Origin of the sequence: Paenibacillus camerounensis (assembly GCF_000723885.1) — a bacterium.
Taxonomy (GTDB): Bacteria; Bacillota; Bacilli; order Paenibacillales; family Paenibacillaceae; genus Paenibacillus_AQ; species Paenibacillus_AQ camerounensis.
The window spans coordinates 21,621-37,840 of record NZ_CCDG010000029.1; the positions used below are offsets into that span (position 1 = coordinate 21,621).

Here is a 16,220-nt window from a genome sequence, read left to right on the forward strand (position 1 = left end):
GCCCCGGGACCGGCTGAAGCTATGTTTTCCAGGTTATCTGTAATAAAAGTAACATTTCGGATGGTATCTACTAAAAAAAGCCCGCCGGGGGCTCAAAACTTTTCAGGATTCTCAATTTTCATCGAGGCAATTTCGCCGCATCTTTTACAGAACGTGTAGATCACTCCCGAGCCTAAGGAAAAGGCCTTGTTAATCGGCATCACCCTGGCATAACCATTATTTAGCTTACCTTTGACGAATTCCGTTCTTCCGCATGCTTTACAGGCTGGCTGTGCTTGGTTCATCTTATCCACCCCACAGTACGTATTTCTAATTGTATACGCTGAGTTTAGTAATTAAGTTTCATGAAGGTGTGAAGCTGGAGAATGATATTATTCTAATGAAATTTAGAGAGGGGCGACAACAGGATGAAAATGCATACAGACCCCCGGGGGGAAGCGTACAGGCAGGTAATCGACTTAGGGATACAGAATACTGAATGGTTTGTGCTGGGGGAGAAATTTTCGACTGAACCCGGGGTGGATACATCAGCAAGAGAGCGATACGCACCAGTCTTAAATAACTTGAAGCCTTACCTTGTGAAGACCATTGTCATTCAGGACAAGGATACGGAAGAAATGATGAAAGAACTTGGTACGCTCAGAAATACATACCACAGTCACGCCTTCTACGGATCAGGTACGTACTATTTCTACCGTTGCTGTGAAGAGAGCGGGAATGTTCTGAAGCAAGCAGCCAACCGGTTGGCGGACTGGATGTATCCCATGCTGCCGGAAGACTTGTGTTTTCTCAAAAAAGAAGGCGGGGATTATCTCTACTCAGTCGTGCATGAACGCATCTATGGCATGGAAGTGACGGAGGAGGAGGCAGCAGGGCTGATGAGTCGCATTACAGGGCTCTTCATGGAGCTTGCGGCGCACAGTGAGCTGGACTGTCTGCTGGAGGATGCCATCAGGCATAGAACGGATAAGCTGTACATCAGCGGACACAGGCTGACGGAGCTGCCTGAGCGGATAAGGGAGCTTGGCGGGCTGCGGGAGCTGGAGATTTTTGAGCAGGATCTGTACCGTCTGCCGGACGGGCTGTTTGAACTGGAAAAGCTGGAGCGTCTAATCATCATGACAGCTGATCTGCAAGAGATTCCGGCATCCATAAGCAGGCTGAAAAACCTGAAGGAGCTAACCATTCAATGTGCCAGCTCAGACCGTCCGGTGCCAGGTTACCGACCTGTACCTAAAGAACAGATTAGCCTAAACCGTATTCCGCCGGAGATCGGAGAGCTGGAGCAGCTGGAGCGGCTCACCATACATTACACCGCGATCCGCGGGCTGCCGTCCGAAATGGCGAAGCTGAAGAAGCTGCAGGTCCTGGATCTTGGGATGTGCATGATTCCTGAGAAGCCGGACTTTGTGCAGGAGATGCAGCAGCTGAAGTATATCAATCTGTCGCAGAACTCTTTATGGTGAGGAAGACATTCTACTAAAGAATTGAGGTATTGTATGCTGAAAAAGGTCTGGAGTAACAATCCGCGTTGGTTTACCGTTTTATGGGCAGTTACAATTACTGCGTACATATGCTTAATGCTGTTCCGTGGAACGGAACAAATCATGACTGGCCTTATGGCTATGTTGTTTACCATAGCCGGGCTTCGCGACTGGAACAGGCTGCGTAAGCTTGCGGTGTTCTCTTACAGTCTGGCCGCCGTTTTTCTGGTAATTTGTTTAATTAATCTATAGCACCTGATCAATAAAACCGTAACACAGCAAAGCAGCCCGCCAATAAGGCAGGGCTGCTGTATATTATCCGGCTTCGCCCGTTGCCGCGGGTTCTCGCCATCCTTATGGAGTCATGCTGTCCCACAGTGCCTGGAACGCACCTGATTCTAATTCAAAGAATACCGGTGCGTTGCCGTAGCGTACAAGCCCCTGTCCGAAGAGTACCAGTTGAACCTGAACCTTGTCTTCCAGCTCCAGATAGACAATTTTGCGGTCTTCACTCTCGTAGATGCCTTGCTCTATCAGCGGCTCAGCGGCTAACGGTTTGGCAGCCTCAAGTGCGCTCAGGAAGCCGTCAAGGACCTCGCCGCCTGCAAGCGGTGCATACTGCTGCTGTCCGTTGTTCCAGCTGTCGAAGCTTTCCCACCGGGCAGAGGCAATCCGGCCCTCGAGATTCAGCTCACCGAGCAGGTCGGCGCCGCTGTTAACGGTAATGCCGTTGGTATGCTCATACAGATCAGCGAATGCCTGGCCGTCAATTTCCATGTAGGACATAATCAGGAAGCCGGAACCGTAGCCCTTTACAGTATAGATATCAGCCACGCCGATGTTGGAGGACAGTTCAGTGTAGCCATCCTTGCCGGTCCATTCGTCAATACCGCCTGTAGTTGTTCCGAGCTTATCGCCGCGCAGGGCAGTGAGATCGGCAGCTTCCATCCGCGTTAGGGTTTGTGTATACACATTCCCTTCATATACAACCAGAGGAATCATGCTTGCCTGAACCTGGGCGTTCGGATCCGGGAGCTCTACCTTAGGAATGGTAATGCCCGTTCCCGGGTCTACCTGGGCAACCTGCGCAGGTGCCGCAGGGCCATTGATCTGCTGCCAGATATTCGGCCCGGCGATACCGATGCCGGCAGCGATTACGAGGCTTGCCGCGATGTACATCGTTTTGCGCGGACGTTTCCGTTCCTGCTGCTGCTGTTCCATTTTACTGATCAATCTGTTTTTTGTATTTTCACTTGGTTTCATAGTATCCACCGCTTTCTTATATTGTTGGCGAAACTGATCTTCATTCACTCTGATTCCGCTCCTTCCAGCTCCAGTTTTAACTGCTGCCGTCCCCGCTGAAGCCGCATTTTCACAGCGGAGTCGCTGATCTGCAGAATTCTGCTGATTTCCTGTACCGAATAATCCTCGTAGTAGTAGAGATGGATCACTGTTTTGACCTTCGCAGGCAGTGCCATTACAAGCTGCAGCAGCGCCAGATCCATAGGAGTGTCTGCTGCCAGCGCTTCAGCGCCGTCCAGCTTAACCTCACGTTTGCGCCAGCCTCTGCCCAGCATCGTTTTGCAGGTGTTGGTAAGCACACGGATCAGCCATGCTTTTTGATGCTCGGAGTCGCTGAATTCAGGCGCTTTTTCCATGAGCTTGATGAACGTATCCTGAACGGCCTCTTCAGCATCCTGGCGGCGGCCCAGATGGACCATCGCTATCCGGAACAACATCTCTGAATAGGCTTCGTAACTCTTTATCACATGATTTCCCGGCCGGGTCATGGATCGCTGCATGATGCAATGACCTCCTTTATACCTATAACACCATTAAGAACGGGATTTGGTCACATTTTGTTTCCGGAAATTTTAAATATCACGCGGCAATATCACTTCATTCTGATTAAGCCAAGTGGATACGGGGTAAAATCCGGTAAGTCCTGCATACCTTAATCTGGAAAAGGAATGCATACAATCAAATAATGAAGGGGCGAGAATATGCTTAACCGAAAAAACTTAGCGGGAGCAGGTCTGTTATTGGCTGCCATTACCCTGAGTGCCTGCAGCAGCAATGATACCAACAATACAGCTGGAGAGCCGGCGCAGCCGTCTGCATCGGTCGCGCCGGCGGCTACTGAACAGGCTTCTGCCCAGCCGGCTGCGGGAGCTGCCTCAGAAAGAGTGCCCGCTAATTTGCCTGAGGACTTCCCGCTCCCGGATGATGCGGTGATCAGCGTGTCACACTCGGAAGACAATGAGGGGAAGAAAGCGGCGCTGCTTATTTTCAGGACTAATGAAGGGATGGAGTCTGTGACCAAGCGGTACAAGGATTATTTCGCTGACAGGCTGGGAAGTAATGCTGTACAGACAATAGATGAGAAGAATCTGATTATCCAGGGCAACTCACCGGACAATACGCAAATCTGGTCTATAATCGGAGGCGAGCTGTCGTCTGAGCCCGGTGTGGTTGAGCTTAATATTACCTGGTCAGAGCTTTGAGATTCGGAGTGTGGAAATATAGAACCAGCCTGATGCAGGCTGGTTTTTTTGCGGAACCGCGGCAATGCTCACATGAACACTAACCCCGGGGATAATCTTTCGGCCATCTGCTGCTATTCATCCTTCTTCTTTTGTAGTAAACTGATAACCCTGGAATTAATTACATAATGTTCAAGGAGGCTGGATGTATGCAGGAGCAGCTGTCACGTGCCAACAAAGCAGCATGGGAAACGAAGGCTTATCAGGCTTGGGTGCAGCATCACGGAACACCGGAGGCGCTTGCCGAAGTATTGAAGCAGGACCCGCGGCATCCTCTGCGTTACTGGTTAAAGTACATAGGAGATCCATCCGGCAAAAAAGTGCTTAACCTGCTCGGCTCCCACGGCCGCAAAGCAATTCCTTTAGCGCTGCTTGGTGCAGAGGTGACGGTAGTGGATATTTCGGCGGAGAATCGCAGGTATGCTAATGAGGTAGCGGCAGCGGCCGGTGTGGAGCTGAGCTATATTTGCTCGGATGTGCTGCACATTCCGGATGAGGATTCGCTGGGACAATTCGATTATGTGCTGATGGAATTTGGGGTTTTGCATTATTTTACCGATTTGTTGCCTTTATTCTCACTCGTACACCGGCGGTTGGGTGCAGGCGGCCGGCTGCTGCTGACGGATTTTCATCCGTTTGCCAGGGCGTGGAAGCCGACAGAGACGCTCCGGCAGCCGACAGGCGATTATTTTGACAACACAATCCGGGAAGGGGAGGTTGCCTTTGCCAGGCTGCTGCCCGAAGCAGAGCGTCCGGAGCTGAATAAAGTGCTGACCAAGGCCTGGACGGTGGAGGGCATACTGGCTGCTGTGGCTGCTAACAGGCTGTATATCCGGACATTTGAAGAGATTCCCAGTGCCGCAGACCCGAGCTTTCCCGAGTTCTATACACTGGTTGCCGACAAAGTAGAAGCGCAGCTCACCCCGCTAAAGCCCTGATTCCAGTCATTAGACAACCTGACTCCAGCATATGGCTACATAAAACACAATTAGGGTGGTGAGCCAGTGCTGCGTAACCGGGAGTTCAGAGTCTATGTTATTACCAAAGGGGATATCCTGCGGTTTATAGCAATAGAGATCGTACTTGGAACGATGACCTACTCGATTGCGATGAAGCTGTTTCATAATGTGATATTGGCAAGTGCGGGCGGCTGGGCCGGGACGGAGGGCATTAAGCGGCTGGTTATGCTGAAGGGCATACTGGTCAAATAAAAGGAATACCACAGCAGGCCATCCTATAGGGATGGTCTTTATGGAGCAGATAGAAGTATTCCTGAAGCAGAATGTGGGCCGTTAAAAAGAATGCTTGTCTCTCTTGCAATAAATAGGAGAATACCATTGTTCATCCGTACAAGCTGATCAGTCCTTCCTCACATATCCTGAAAGTAGAATAGAAGAAAGGATGTGTGAGCTTATCATGGCAATCATTATTGATGTGGGAAGCAGTACAGCTACAACTGGAAGCCAGACGGTATCCATTCCGATTCTTGCCCCGGGAGCCAATCTTATCTTGGCTGAGTTCGGCTTGTCGACGGTCGATTCCGGTACGGTGCTCCTCAATGCAAATATCGGATTTCAGACTACCGTGGGTGCTCCGAGTGTAGTATTTACCCTGTATCGTGACGGACAGCCCATTTTTAATGTGGGAGCAAGCGGACTTTCTCTGCTGGCAATTCAGCCTATAGCGATGTCATTTCTGGACAGAAGCGTACCGGCAGGTTATCATGCGTACTCTTTAGGGGTGGCTAACAACAGTTTGAACATTCTGCTGAATGCGGCTAGTGTGACCGGGCCGGTAACGTATTCGGGTGTATCCATAGGCTAATAATAAACAGCGCGTGTATTTACATTCCGGCAGATGCTTGTTATGATCAGAGGTATCAAAAGAGCTTACCCAAAGCGATTAAAGGATGCATTACTCCTTTAGTCGCTTTTTTGTTTGTGGGCTTTGTAATGTAACTGGAGGCGTATGTTATGAAAAAAAGAATTTATGAGCTGTTCATGCTGCTTGTTGGGGCGTTTTTGTTTGCGCTCGCAGTCAACGTATTTATTATCCCTAATGATTTTGGCGAGGGAGGGGTGACCGGAGTATCGATTATTCTTTTTTATCTGCTGCAATGGTCACCTGCTCTTGTGGGCTTCACACTCAATGGAATCCTGCTGATTATCGGTTACAGGCTGCTGGATAAGAAGACGATTGTTTATACCGTCATTACTGTAGCTTTTAATTCGCTGTTCCTGTATCTGACTGAGAGCTGGAGTATTAATTCCAGTGAGCCGGTAATTAATGCTATCTTTGCCGGTCTGCTCGCCGGCGGCGGAATCGGATTAATCATCCGGGTTGGCGGTACAACTGCAGGAACGACGATTCTGGCCCGGCTGGCCAATAAGTACTGGGACTGGAATATCAGCTACGCGCTGCTGTTCTTTGATCTGATTGTTGCCGGACTGTCTGTTTTTGTTATCGGAATCGAGAAGGTGATGTTCACTTTCGTCATCCTCTTTATTGGAACGAAGGCGATGGAGTTCATTATTGAAGGGGTGAATCCCAAAAAAGCAGTTACCATCATTTCGGCAGAGCATGAGCGTATTGCAGCCAAGGTAACTGAGCTAATGGACCGCGGCGTAACGGTGCTGCGGGGTTACGGATACTACACTGGCGAGGATAAAAATGTGCTTTATATTGCCATCAGCAAACAGGAAGTATCCATGCTCAAAAAAATTGTGCGGGCGGAAGACAAAAATGCCTTTGTTACGATCCATGATGTGCGCGATGTGTTCGGTGAAGGCTTCATTGATATTTCCAAATAAAAAATCCGGGCCAAAAGACATTGCCGTTTCACCCAGTCAGCAGCGGGCAAATCACATATGCTATGGTGTACTCAATCATGAAGGAGGAATTGGAAATGGGTTGTTATGGTGAAAATGTAGGTCCAGTTGGCGGAGCGAACTGCGGATACGGCAGTCCTTTTACTTCTACTGCTGCAATTCTGGTATTGTTCATTCTGCTGGTTATCATCACTAAGGCTTTCTGGGTATAATTGTACGGATAGAATGTGGCCCTGCCGACTCCGGCTGGGCTTTTTTTGTGGCAGATTGACGGGACAAACAGGGAATTTACAACAAAATTAAAGAATTTTTAGGATTAGCGGTTCGGCGGCAGCCTTCTATGGGTAACTCCCTGTTTGTAGGTCTGAGATGAATCCGGACAAGAAAGGAGGGCGACACTGTGTTTTTTGACCAAGCGCCCTATGACATTAAGCTGGACTGGGGCCAAAGAGGGGCGAGGGCTGCAGCGGAGCGCGGTGACATCGTTATTATCGTCGATGTACTGAGCTTCTCGTCCACTGTTGTAACGGCGGTCCAGCACAAGGCTAATATTTATCCGTATCCGCCGCCGGCCAATGAACAGGCCAAAGCCTACGCCAAGGAGCTGGGTGCAGAGCTAATCCGCGGACGTGCGGAAGCTGTAAGAACAGGGGGCCATTCGTTGTCTCCGCTGACCTTCAGCTCTGCTGATTATGAACGCGACTTTGTCCTGTGCTCCATGAACGGTGCAGCCTGCACATGGATTGCAGCACAGGCGCCTGCGCTGCTGGTCGGCTGTCTGCTGAATGCATCAGCTGTCGCCGAAACGGCCAACCGGCTTAGGCTTGAGCTGGGGGCCGCGATTACGGTAGTTCCCTGCGGTGAGAAATGGCCTGATGTGGTCGGCTCCGAGAATAATCTTCGTCCCGGTATTGAGGATTACCTGGGTGCCGGACTCATCCTCTCCAAGCTGACAGGGAATAAATCAGCGGAAGCGGAGGTCTGCATCGGTGCTCTGCGGTCTTCGGGGCAGCGAATCCGGGAGCTGATCTGGGAGTGTACCAGCGCCCGCGAGCTGCGTGGCCGCGGATTCGAAGCAGATGTAACCTATTGCTGTCAGGTGGATATCAGCTATGCTGTTCCGGTAATGCAGCATAACCGGTTCATTAATATACTTCCCGGCTTAACAGCAGAATTAAACGGACAAGCTGCGGCTCCCAAAAAAAATTGAAATTTCAGCCGGGCTTCAGCAGAATTTCATAATGCATTAAGCTAAGGCAGGTATAGTAATGACATACCCCCCTTATTCATAGATTTGGACCCTGCCGGACGCCGGCGGGGTCATTTTTTGTCCAATAAAGGAGTCATACCTCAGGCTCCTGCAGCAGAATGGAAAAGGTTTCGGTCTCGTGGTCCACTTCAATGGCCGCGATGCCGACAAAATCGGGAATTTCAGGATGCACCGCATCTACGCTGTATTCCGGATGAGATAATAATAAGCGGATAACTTGAATAGCTTCCATATTGCTCCCCCTCAAAGGACTTATAAAGGTATTGTCCCCGCGGAAGTTAACGAATATGTCTCTGGATGAATTTTCTCTCCTCGCTCCGCTCCATCACGGCTATTAGCTGACCCTGAAAGATCCGCCTCTGAATCTGATCGATCCGCTGCACGGCCAGCTCCTCAGGCACCTGGAACGTAGTGGCGATATGATATACGGCATCTTCCCGCAGTTCAGGCAAGGGTCTGGCGGAGATCATGGAGTAGGGCATTGCAGCGTAGAGAATAAAGCGTTCGGATTCATCCTGCTGCGCCTGAGTGAAATGGCCGGGCATCAGAATACGGCTGCCGGCATGGCGGAGCAGATGACAGAGCTCATGAAGAAATTCAAGGCGCTGCAGCTCGGGCGGCAGCCGGTTGTCCAGGAACATGGTATACATGCCCGCTGAGGCCTCTACACTTTTGCTGCGCACATCCAGATAATGAATCCAGATATTGAGGCGTTCGGCTATGTAAGCAATGGAAATATCGGACGGGCGTTTTACCTGCAGACGCTGATATAAATCCTCGGTCCAGCTCTCAAGAGCAGTCATCTGGTAATAGGATTGCATATTATCACCTCTAGATAAGATCGTATGTTCGTATTTATGGGTAAAAGAAAAGCCCGAAGGGCTGAGGAGAACCGGCATCACACCAGAACCTGTGTTCTTATGTATCTAAGAATAAAACAATTAAACCTGAATATCAAGTGTTTTTCCAAGATTCGGATGCGGGCTCTGCTGAAGCATCTGGGCGATATTCTGCGCCTGAATTTCAGCTGTATTCTTGGCAATGCTCATAACCTGCAGGCCTACAGCCTGCTTAAGAGATGTCTGGCCCATCACAACAGATAATGCGGCTATGTCCACTATGCACCTCCTGAAGGATTTATATAACTGAGAATGTATCCGGATATGATCTTCTTCCTCATTCCCGGTTTATCTGCATTCCTACAATATATCGACACCATGGAGCCGTATTATTAATGCAGGCGAACATATATGTTTGCCGATTGGCCCAAACTGCCGGGATAGCTGCCACATATTCTGTGCTGTGAGTATCAATAATTCAGAGGAGGAATTACAAATGGGTGCAGATTACGGTTGCGGATGCGGAAACAATGTTGGAGGAGTGAATGTGGGTCCTCCGGTTATGCCGGTTGTAAGCCCGTGGATGACATCGACCAATTCAATTCTGGTTCTGTTCATTCTGCTGGTTATTATTACAAAAGCCTGTCTATTCTAACATTGCTTCATTAAACAGCAGCTCCGCCGGTATAAGCCCCGGCGGAGCTGCTGCCTCTTCTGCTTATTTGAACATGAACTCCACCCGTGTTCCGTCGGCGTAGCCTTCGAGCTGGTTGCCTACCCAGCTGCCGGCCCCGCGGTTATCACCGGGTGTTATGTACGCAATGTCTGCCCCGGCACCGCCCTCGGCACACATCGCCATCGGCCACTCATCACGGTCATAGCCTTTTTTGGTGGGGACCCCTTTGAGGGATTCCTTACGGTTCTCTTCCGCATCCTCCCGGCTGATCGTGCAGATGGCGGATTCGCCGTTTCTGATCGCCTCCTGGATATGTCCGGCCGTTTCAGGATAGCGGTCTGAAGGAAAGACAAGCTGTACTACTTCACCGCTGCCGGTTGGCGTTGTGGGGACAGGCGGGCTGGTCTCTTCGAATAAGTAGGCTGCCAGGGCAAGCAGGATGATGATGATAAGACTGGGGAATAATTTCTTTTTTTTCACAGGCTCCTCCTGATTATGTTGTATTCTTGATGCTTCGGCCTAATCAGTATAGCTTATAATTAGCAGATTTTAGTATACTGGATAAAGAAAAAGTCCGGAATGACCAGGAGGAACAGAAGATGAAATCTGAAATTTCGATTGAAGACGAGACACTGGTTGCTGCTGCACAGGAGATTATCAAGAAGCGCTACGAGTGGGAACGGCATCATGTCAGTGCGGCACTGCGCACAGGGAGAAGCCAGCCTGTCCAGGGTGACGGTATGTGCGGAGGCGATGGTCATTGGAAAAGCCATTTCGGAAGGCTATAAGGAATTTGACACCATTGTTGCAGTAAGACACCCGGACCCGGACAGTGAGGACTATGAGATTAAGGTCGTATCCCCCTGCGGGATGTGCCGGGAGCTGATTGCTGATTACGCCAAGGATTGCAAGGTCATTATCCCTGATAATGAGGGTCTGGCCAAAACGGATATACTGGATTTGCTGCCTATGCGTTATGTTAGATAACCGGGATAATGAATTCAGATTGCAATACATAAGGTCACAAGAGTACAGCAGGCCATGATCAGAAGATTTGTTTGAAATTTAAATAATGTATTTGCTATCCCGCCATCCGCCGCTTCCCCGTACCGGTTGTCCCCATACAATGGTACAAAAAAGGGATGGTGGAACAAATGGAACAGCGTATACTCCGGGATATGCTCGATTGGGCATCGCGGCTGGTTAACGATGCTGCCTGGCAGACCGGCTTCCGCGCCCTGCTGAGGACTCCTGCGGACGATAAGCTGGCGCTTCCGGCGCTTAATCTGCTGAACAGGCTGTATACCCTTCAGGGTAGAGGAATTATCAGCGGGATACATGACTATCTGGAGAGTGCCGATGAATTCAGCAACAAGCTTAAAAATACAAGCGGCCAGTATGCCGGGCTTCACGGCTATGAGCTGGGGGCGATCGGCAGCCAGACGGAGTCGCTTATAGCCAATCAGCGGCAGTGGGTAACGGACAGCGCCATCCGCTGGCATAAAGCCGGCGGGATTGTCACAATGAGTTATCACGCCAGTCTGCCGGGGACTGCTCCGGCCTGGTCTAACGTCTCCATGAATCTGAGCGAGGCTGATTTTGCCAAATACATTACACCAGGCACCCCCCAGTATACAGCACTGCTGGCGGATCTCGACAAGACGGCTATTTCGCTCAAAAAGCTGAATGACGCTGGTGTCCCTGTACTGTGGAGACCGTATCATGAGATGAACGGAGGCTGGTTCTGGTGGGGGCAGAAGAGCCGCTTCACTGAGCTGTGGAACCTCATGTTCGATCGCTACACCGTGTACCACGGGCTGCATAACCTGCTCTGGGTGTGGAGTCCGAATGCGCAGAACCAGTGGAGCCAGGAGCCGGCCAGGTACTATCCCGGAGCCGGCAGGGTCGATGTGCTGGCGCTGGATATTTATGACGGTGATTTCAAGGACAGCCATCATGACGGGCTATGGGATCTGGGGCGCGGCAAGCTGATCGCCATCGGTGAGAACGCGAAGCTGCCTTCTGCAGCGGTACTGGCCAAATCACAAAATAAATGGTCTTACCAGCTTACCTGGGCGAAGCTGCTGTATGAGCAGAACACAGAGCCGGTGATTAAGGCTTTTATGAATGACAGCTTTGTGATTACAAGGGATGAGTATAAAGTCTTGGCTGCCGAAGGGGAGCAGAATCATCCTCCGGGAATCAGGGGCGAATATTTCAACAATATGGCACTGAGCGGAGCTCCGTCACTGGTCCGGACAGATTCCACGATTGACTTTACGTGGAGACAGGGCAGCCCTGATCCGTTAATTAATGCTGATCTATTCTCGGTACGCTGGAGCGGCAGGCTTAAGGCTGAATTCAGCGAGACCTATAATTTCTACACTTATTCGGACGACGGCATCCGGGTGTGGGTTGACGGGGTACTGGTAATCGACAGCTGGGTTAAGCAGAGCGGTACGGAGCGCAAGGGCAGTATACCGCTGATTCAAGGCAAGCTGCATGAGCTGAAGGTAGAGTATTATGAGAACCAGGGGGACGCCAAGGCGATTCTAATGTGGGAGAGCCACAGCCGGCCTAGAGAGGTTATACCATCCGGAGCATACGTGCTGGCTTAGCCGGGGATATGTGCAGGAGATCTCCAGATTTTTGGGGATCTTTTTGCAATGAAGGCGCTTAAAATTTGAAATATGGGTGTTTCGAGCTTTTTTTACATTAATTTCATTTGCGCTTTACAAAACCCGCCATTATTCTGTTAAGTGGAGGGATTTGAACAGATGAAAAAAACCTTATACACAATTGTACTACTGATGGTAATGATCCTCAGCGCCTGCAGCAATAACAGCTCTGCGCCAGCCTCAGAAGAGGAGGTGCAGGAGACCGTACTGAACTTCTATAATGAGATGTCGAAGTTTGACGAAATGGGCAGGTCCTCGCTTGAGAATTTCAATACGACCCTCACTTCGTATTCTACGGGAGCAGCTACAGATAAAGAGCTTGAGCAAGCCCTTGATTCGTTCCAGGATACCGCATCCGATATTGCCGACCGGGTTAATGATGTGAAAATATCCAAGAGCCTGCCGGAAGACGTCGAGACTTTGCTGAGAGATGCAGTGATTGCTTTCCAGAGCGCTTATTCCATTAAAGAGAAGGCTTCGCAGAGTGCGGCTTCCCCTGAGGTGACTGCTGACGAATTCAATGCTATGAACCAGCAGGCGGATGTGGCGATGCTGTACGGTATCTCCAAGGTGAACCAGGCAAGGGTAGCTGTAGGGCTGCTGGAAGAAGACAGCGCGGCTGAGACGGAGCTGGGGAGCGTTCCCGGAACTGTAGTCAGTACAGAAGCAGATGAGATCGGCGGGAATGCGGCCAATACTCCTGTAAATAGCGCAACCGAATCCGGCAATTCCGCAGACTGAGATTAGCTTTGCTTAAGATCATTATTTGAGGCGCTGTACAGCCTGGCTGTGCGCGCCTTTTGCCTGTGGTCCGGCTGCTGTTATTTTTTTCTTCTTGCTTACGGGAGAGTCTGCTAATATAATACGGATGCAAACATATGTTCGTGTGATTGGGATGTCGATGTGCGACTATAACTTGAGGAGGAGCGGCTATGGGCAAACAGCTGGAGGAAGGACCGGAGGAAGGCGGCCGGATAATGCTGAAGGATCAGGTACAGGAACCCTGCAGGGATGAGCGTGATATGCCGGGTACAGGCATACAGGCTGCACAGCATAAGCTGAAGGAAATCGAGCAGACGCTGGCTGTGTCACTAAGGAATCATAAGCGGGTAACTGTGGTGCTGCACGGTCCGGCTGAGGGTAGACAGATCAGCGGATTTGTCACCTCCATTCATACCCACTCGCGTGAAATTAAGCTGCAGTGGGCAGAGGAATGGAAATGGATTCAGGTGGATGATATTGCAGAGGCCTATATTCTTTAAGCAGCAGCGCACCAATACGGCCGTAATCAGCGCAGCAGGTTAATTAGTTGCCGGTTCTTCCGTCTTCTCATAGGCAATCAGTGTGACTGCGCCCTTGCCTGTGATCCGGGCGAGGTCTGCCTCGGCCTGCCGGATGATCTCAACTGCGTCCTCTTGGCCGCTCAGGGCGGCTACCTTATAAAGATCACTGTGAATTTCCATGGATACATACCACCTTTCGCTCAAGTCAGTTCGTGTTATCTAATGTGGCCTATTTTGCAGAAAAGCATCCAAGCATCTCACCTTTACTAGGATGGTTCTGATGCAGATACAGCGAAGCTTAGGGCCAAGGAGCGGGAAGAACGGATTGTCTCCGGGCTTTTCGGAGGCAATTGCTATATTGATTGTGGGCGGGATCATCATCCTGCTGATTATGGGATGGCTGACGTAGCTGTTTAGCATATAAGTGGAGAGGACCCTGGTATCCGGGGTCTTTTGTCTTCTAATGAGGCTTACGGGCGTTACGCATACTCTTGTTAGGCAAAGCGTACAAGCAAAGCAGGTGGAGCGGGCATCTACTGTATTAGGGGGTGAGGAAAATGCTGACATTAGATCAGGTGAAGAGTAAGTCGGCAGGCTGGCTGGGAAATCTTCATCCGGTTATACTGGCCGGAGCCAGTGCTCTGATCCAGCGCAGCTATGCCAAGGGCATCCCGATTGTCATCACCCAGGGCATGCGGACGATTGCCGAGCAAAATGCACTCTATGCGCAAGGCCGCACGAAGCCGGGAAATATCGTAACGAACGCAAGGGGAGGCACCAGTTATCACAATTATGGTCTGGCGATTGATTTTGCCCTGCTGCTGCCGGACGGCAAAAATGTCTCCTGGGACATCACCCGGGACGGTAATAAAGATACAATCGCTGACTGGCAGCAGGTGGCGCAGGAGGCCAAGAGGCTCGGTTTTGCCTGGGGCGGGGACTGGACTTCCTTCAAGGATTATTCCCATCTGGAGATGACCTTCGGGCTGACTACCGAGCAGCTGCGGGCAGGCCGGCAGCCGACAGTACAGCAGGTAAAGGATGCGCTGGCTGTCATTAACGGTACGGCTCCCGGAGCGGACCAGGCGGTCGTGGTCACACTGAATGGTGTCCAGATTACCAGCGGTATGCTGGAGAACGGCACAACCTATGCGCCGGTGCGTGCGGTTGCTGAAGCGCTTGGTGCAAGTGTCACTTATGATGCCGCTAGCAGGACAGTGAAGCTGGTCAGGGAATAAGAACCACCTGTATAGATGATGTGCCTCATGGGGAAATTATCAGCGAAAGACAATTATCCTCAAAGGGGGCACATCACTTGAATAAGCTGGTCACGAGCCTTGCCTGCGGTACATTGTTATCCATGAGTCTTATGGGATCCGGTTATGCAGCCAACGCTGCTGGCACCGGTGGAGGAATGGGAGCGTCCATCCCGGACACCGGCAGAACCGGAATGCAGACTGAACGTATCCGTGAAACCAACGGTACCACAGGCACTCATATGCTGAATGGAACGGGTAACCGGATGATGAACCAGACCGGCAACACGATGCGCGGAACAGAGAGCCGGATGAATCATAACGGCAATACAATGATGAATGAACTTGAGCGAAGTGGCGATAAAATGATGAATAACGCCACTGGTACCATGCGTAAAGGCGGTAACATGGTGAACAACGCGGTCCGGGGCAATGACAACAGCTCCGTCTCCCCGCTGTCCACCAGCACCGAAACCGGCAGATACCGCGCCACCAGCACAACCACCAGCGCCACTGACAATAACAGAGGCTCCAACTGGGGCTGGCTCGGTCTGGTCGGCCTGCTGGGTCTGGCGGGGATGCGCAGCCGCAGCGGAGAGCGGGAACGCCACTAGCAGGTAACCTGCTGCTGAGGCAGCTGGGGGCTGGCGGATGGAGTGTTCTGGGCGACCGCAGGTTGCGGAAGCTGCGAAAGCTATAAAGGCTGCCAAAGCAAAAGCTGCAAAAGCTACGAAAGCTGCAAATGCTACGCCCTTCGGGCGGCTATGAGAGTGGGTCAGGGGCAGTGATGCCCCTGATTTTTGGTTTATTAGTGGTTAGTGTGAGCGTCTCTGAGCGCTGTGTGCGAGGATCAAAGGCAAAAATGCCTTTGAATTAACTCGTATGGTGCAGATGGCTGGAATCAAAGGCAAAAATGCCTTTGAATTAGCTCGTATGGTGCAGATGGCTGGAATCAAAGGCAAAAATGCCTTTGAATTAGCTCGTATGGCGCAGATGGCGGGAATCAAAGGCAAAAATGCCTTTGGATTGGCTCGTATGGCGCAGATGTCGGAAATCAAAGGCAAAAATGCCTTTGAATTAGCTCGTATGGTGCAGATGGGGGGAATCAAAGGCAAAAATGCCTTTGGATTGGCTCGTATGGCGCAGATGGCGGAAATCAAAGGCAAAAATGCCTTTGGATTGACTCGTATGGTGCAGATGGCGGAAATCAAAGGCAAAAATGCCTTTGGATTGGCTCGTATGGCGCAGATGGCGGGAATCAAAGGCAAAAATGCCTTTGGATTGACTCTTATGGTGCAGATGGCGGGAATCAAAAGCAAAAATGCCTTTGGATTGACTCGTATGGCGCAGATGACGGGAATCA

At 50.8% G+C, this 16,220-nt stretch carries 24 protein-coding genes and 1 pseudogene; 17 read left to right on the forward strand and 8 right to left on the reverse strand.

What is annotated here, in order from left to right:
* Window positions 1-92: 92 nt before the first annotated feature.
* Complete coding sequence (locus BN3772_RS12040) at window positions 93-284, reverse strand: hypothetical protein (RefSeq protein ID WP_042179246.1); 192 nt, start codon at window positions 282-284, stop codon at window positions 93-95.
* Window positions 285-407: 123 nt separating this feature from the next.
* Between BN3772_RS12040 and BN3772_RS12045 the strand changes: the two genes are divergently transcribed.
* Window positions 408-1,466: a leucine-rich repeat domain-containing protein gene (locus tag BN3772_RS12045; protein ID WP_042199670.1), complete on the forward strand. Its 1,059-nt coding sequence runs from the start codon at window positions 408-410 to the stop codon at window positions 1,464-1,466.
* Window positions 1,467-1,838: 372 nt separating this feature from the next.
* Here BN3772_RS12045 and BN3772_RS12055 read toward each other — a convergent pair whose 3' ends face one another.
* Together BN3772_RS12055 and BN3772_RS12060 are read right to left on the reverse strand one after the other, a co-directional pair.
* Window positions 1,839-2,747, reverse strand: coding sequence for a hypothetical protein (locus tag BN3772_RS12055; RefSeq protein ID WP_244444728.1), 909 nt, complete (start codon window positions 2,745-2,747; stop codon window positions 1,839-1,841).
* 44 nt (window positions 2,748-2,791) lie between these two features.
* Entirely contained in the window at window positions 2,792-3,286 is a 495-nt protein-coding gene (locus BN3772_RS12060) for an RNA polymerase sigma factor (protein ID WP_042179243.1), read from the reverse strand.
* A gap of 201 nt (window positions 3,287-3,487) precedes the next feature.
* Between BN3772_RS12060 and BN3772_RS12065 the strand changes: the two genes are divergently transcribed.
* The 7 genes from BN3772_RS12065 to BN3772_RS12090 all read left to right on the forward strand — a co-directional run bounded on the left by BN3772_RS12065 (window position 3,488) and on the right by BN3772_RS12090 (window position 8,065).
* Complete coding sequence (locus tag BN3772_RS12065) at window positions 3,488-3,988, forward strand: hypothetical protein (RefSeq protein ID WP_042199674.1); 501 nt, start codon at window positions 3,488-3,490, stop codon at window positions 3,986-3,988.
* Between the two features lie 188 nt (window positions 3,989-4,176).
* Entirely contained in the window at window positions 4,177-4,965 is a 789-nt protein-coding gene (locus tag BN3772_RS12070; protein ID WP_042199675.1) for a class I SAM-dependent methyltransferase, read from the forward strand.
* Between the two features lie 66 nt (window positions 4,966-5,031).
* Window positions 5,032-5,238: a hypothetical protein gene (locus BN3772_RS12075; RefSeq protein ID WP_042199676.1), complete on the forward strand. Its 207-nt coding sequence runs from the start codon at window positions 5,032-5,034 to the stop codon at window positions 5,236-5,238.
* A 205-nt stretch (window positions 5,239-5,443) separates the two neighbouring features.
* On the forward strand, window positions 5,444-5,851 hold the full coding sequence (locus BN3772_RS12080) for a hypothetical protein (RefSeq protein ID WP_042199678.1): 408 nt from the start codon (window positions 5,444-5,446) through the stop codon (window positions 5,849-5,851).
* A 149-nt stretch (window positions 5,852-6,000) separates the two neighbouring features.
* Window positions 6,001-6,837 (forward strand): YitT family protein, encoded by an 837-nt coding sequence (locus BN3772_RS12085; protein WP_042199679.1) that lies wholly within the window; start codon window positions 6,001-6,003, stop codon window positions 6,835-6,837.
* Between the two features lie 95 nt (window positions 6,838-6,932).
* Window positions 6,933-7,067, forward strand: coding sequence for a hypothetical protein (locus BN3772_RS31505; protein WP_139172006.1), 135 nt, complete (start codon window positions 6,933-6,935; stop codon window positions 7,065-7,067).
* A 188-nt stretch (window positions 7,068-7,255) separates the two neighbouring features.
* Entirely contained in the window at window positions 7,256-8,065 is an 810-nt protein-coding gene (locus tag BN3772_RS12090; RefSeq protein ID WP_042199680.1) for a 2-phosphosulfolactate phosphatase, read from the forward strand.
* Window positions 8,066-8,198: 133 nt separating this feature from the next.
* Here BN3772_RS12090 and BN3772_RS30625 read toward each other — a convergent pair whose 3' ends face one another.
* The 3 genes from BN3772_RS30625 to BN3772_RS12100 form a co-directional block, all read right to left on the reverse strand.
* Window positions 8,199-8,357, reverse strand: a complete 159-nt coding sequence (locus BN3772_RS30625; RefSeq protein WP_156131175.1) for a hypothetical protein — start codon at window positions 8,355-8,357, stop codon at window positions 8,199-8,201.
* A 46-nt stretch (window positions 8,358-8,403) separates the two neighbouring features.
* The gene (locus BN3772_RS12095; protein WP_042199682.1) at window positions 8,404-8,946 is read right to left on the reverse strand and encodes an ImmA/IrrE family metallo-endopeptidase; all 543 of its coding nucleotides are present in this window, start codon (window positions 8,944-8,946) and stop codon (window positions 8,404-8,406) included.
* Between the two features lie 120 nt (window positions 8,947-9,066).
* Window positions 9,067-9,243 (reverse strand): YjfB family protein, encoded by a 177-nt coding sequence (locus BN3772_RS12100; protein WP_086074537.1) that lies wholly within the window; start codon window positions 9,241-9,243, stop codon window positions 9,067-9,069.
* A gap of 217 nt (window positions 9,244-9,460) precedes the next feature.
* Between BN3772_RS12100 and BN3772_RS30630 the strand changes: the two genes are divergently transcribed.
* A complete protein-coding gene (locus BN3772_RS30630; RefSeq protein WP_157643586.1) occupies window positions 9,461-9,619 on the forward strand; it encodes a hypothetical protein in 159 nt (52 codons plus the stop codon).
* A 63-nt stretch (window positions 9,620-9,682) separates the two neighbouring features.
* On the opposite strand, the gene BN3772_RS12105 is transcribed toward BN3772_RS30630, so the two are convergent.
* Window positions 9,683-10,120: a NucA/NucB deoxyribonuclease domain-containing protein gene (locus tag BN3772_RS12105; protein ID WP_042199684.1), complete on the reverse strand. Its 438-nt coding sequence runs from the start codon at window positions 10,118-10,120 to the stop codon at window positions 9,683-9,685.
* 119 nt (window positions 10,121-10,239) lie between these two features.
* On the opposite strand from BN3772_RS12105, the pseudogene BN3772_RS31715 reads away from it, so the two are divergent.
* The 4 genes and pseudogenes from BN3772_RS31715 to BN3772_RS12125 all read left to right on the forward strand — a co-directional run bounded on the left by BN3772_RS31715 (window position 10,240) and on the right by BN3772_RS12125 (window position 13,580).
* A pseudogene (locus BN3772_RS31715) lies at window positions 10,240-10,627 on the forward strand (cytidine deaminase).
* Window positions 10,628-10,794: 167 nt separating this feature from the next.
* On the forward strand, window positions 10,795-12,258 hold the full coding sequence (locus tag BN3772_RS12115; RefSeq protein WP_042199686.1) for a glycosyl hydrolase: 1,464 nt from the start codon (window positions 10,795-10,797) through the stop codon (window positions 12,256-12,258).
* 159 nt (window positions 12,259-12,417) lie between these two features.
* Window positions 12,418-13,059: a hypothetical protein gene (locus BN3772_RS12120; RefSeq protein WP_042199688.1), complete on the forward strand. Its 642-nt coding sequence runs from the start codon at window positions 12,418-12,420 to the stop codon at window positions 13,057-13,059.
* Between the two features lie 191 nt (window positions 13,060-13,250).
* Window positions 13,251-13,580, forward strand: a complete 330-nt coding sequence (locus tag BN3772_RS12125; RefSeq protein WP_042199690.1) for a YolD-like family protein — start codon at window positions 13,251-13,253, stop codon at window positions 13,578-13,580.
* Between the two features lie 39 nt (window positions 13,581-13,619).
* On the opposite strand, the gene BN3772_RS30905 is transcribed toward BN3772_RS12125, so the two are convergent.
* Entirely contained in the window at window positions 13,620-13,781 is a 162-nt protein-coding gene (locus BN3772_RS30905) for a hypothetical protein (protein ID WP_167336668.1), read from the reverse strand.
* Between the two features lie 100 nt (window positions 13,782-13,881).
* Between BN3772_RS30905 and BN3772_RS31510 the strand changes: the two genes are divergently transcribed.
* The 4 genes from BN3772_RS31510 to BN3772_RS12140 form a co-directional block, all read left to right on the forward strand.
* Window positions 13,882-14,010 carry a hypothetical protein gene (locus BN3772_RS31510; RefSeq protein ID WP_280114386.1) on the forward strand — a complete coding sequence of 43 codons (129 nt, stop codon included), beginning with the start codon at window positions 13,882-13,884 and terminating at the stop codon, window positions 14,008-14,010.
* Between the two features lie 148 nt (window positions 14,011-14,158).
* Window positions 14,159-14,839 carry a M15 family metallopeptidase gene (locus tag BN3772_RS12130; protein WP_042199692.1) on the forward strand — a complete coding sequence of 227 codons (681 nt, stop codon included), beginning with the start codon at window positions 14,159-14,161 and terminating at the stop codon, window positions 14,837-14,839.
* Between the two features lie 77 nt (window positions 14,840-14,916).
* Window positions 14,917-15,471 carry a WGxxGxxG family protein gene (locus BN3772_RS31245; protein WP_052380478.1) on the forward strand — a complete coding sequence of 185 codons (555 nt, stop codon included), beginning with the start codon at window positions 14,917-14,919 and terminating at the stop codon, window positions 15,469-15,471.
* Window positions 15,472-15,748: 277 nt separating this feature from the next.
* Window positions 15,749-16,220: hypothetical protein (locus BN3772_RS12140; RefSeq protein ID WP_157643587.1), on the forward strand; the 472-nt coding region annotated here is incomplete at its 3' end.

What these genes read in the sequence shown, in the direction of transcription:
- BN3772_RS12130 (WP_042199692.1), top strand. Translation starts at nt 14,159, where the DNA reads ATGCTGACATTAGATCAGGTGAAGAGTAAGTCGGCAGGCTGGCTGGGA.
- BN3772_RS31510 (WP_280114386.1), top strand. Translation starts at nt 13,882, where the DNA reads ATGCAGATACAGCGAAGCTTAGGGCCAAGGAGCGGGAAGAACGGATTG.
- BN3772_RS12065 (WP_042199674.1), top strand. Translation starts at nt 3,488, where the DNA reads ATGCTTAACCGAAAAAACTTAGCGGGAGCAGGTCTGTTATTGGCTGCC.
- BN3772_RS12115 (WP_042199686.1), top strand. Translation starts at nt 10,795, where the DNA reads ATGGAACAGCGTATACTCCGGGATATGCTCGATTGGGCATCGCGGCTG.
- BN3772_RS12095 (WP_042199682.1), bottom strand. Translation starts at nt 8,946, where the DNA reads ATGCAATCCTATTACCAGATGACTGCTCTTGAGAGCTGGACCGAGGAT.
- BN3772_RS12085 (WP_042199679.1), top strand. Translation starts at nt 6,001, where the DNA reads ATGAAAAAAAGAATTTATGAGCTGTTCATGCTGCTTGTTGGGGCGTTT.
- BN3772_RS12060 (WP_042179243.1), bottom strand. Translation starts at nt 3,286, where the DNA reads ATGCAGCGATCCATGACCCGGCCGGGAAATCATGTGATAAAGAGTTAC.
- BN3772_RS12125 (WP_042199690.1), top strand. Translation starts at nt 13,251, where the DNA reads ATGGGCAAACAGCTGGAGGAAGGACCGGAGGAAGGCGGCCGGATAATG.
- BN3772_RS30905 (WP_167336668.1), bottom strand. Translation starts at nt 13,781, where the DNA reads ATGGAAATTCACAGTGATCTTTATAAGGTAGCCGCCCTGAGCGGCCAA.
- BN3772_RS12040 (WP_042179246.1), bottom strand. Translation starts at nt 284, where the DNA reads ATGAACCAAGCACAGCCAGCCTGTAAAGCATGCGGAAGAACGGAATTC.
- BN3772_RS30625 (WP_156131175.1), bottom strand. Translation starts at nt 8,357, where the DNA reads ATGGAAGCTATTCAAGTTATCCGCTTATTATTATCTCATCCGGAATAC.
- BN3772_RS12080 (WP_042199678.1), top strand. Translation starts at nt 5,444, where the DNA reads ATGGCAATCATTATTGATGTGGGAAGCAGTACAGCTACAACTGGAAGC.
- BN3772_RS12070 (WP_042199675.1), top strand. Translation starts at nt 4,177, where the DNA reads ATGCAGGAGCAGCTGTCACGTGCCAACAAAGCAGCATGGGAAACGAAG.
- BN3772_RS30630 (WP_157643586.1), top strand. Translation starts at nt 9,461, where the DNA reads ATGGGTGCAGATTACGGTTGCGGATGCGGAAACAATGTTGGAGGAGTG.
- BN3772_RS12120 (WP_042199688.1), top strand. Translation starts at nt 12,418, where the DNA reads ATGAAAAAAACCTTATACACAATTGTACTACTGATGGTAATGATCCTC.
- BN3772_RS31505 (WP_139172006.1), top strand. Translation starts at nt 6,933, where the DNA reads ATGGGTTGTTATGGTGAAAATGTAGGTCCAGTTGGCGGAGCGAACTGC.
- BN3772_RS12045 (WP_042199670.1), top strand. Translation starts at nt 408, where the DNA reads ATGAAAATGCATACAGACCCCCGGGGGGAAGCGTACAGGCAGGTAATC.
- BN3772_RS12055 (WP_244444728.1), bottom strand. Translation starts at nt 2,747, where the DNA reads ATGAAACCAAGTGAAAATACAAAAAACAGATTGATCAGTAAAATGGAA.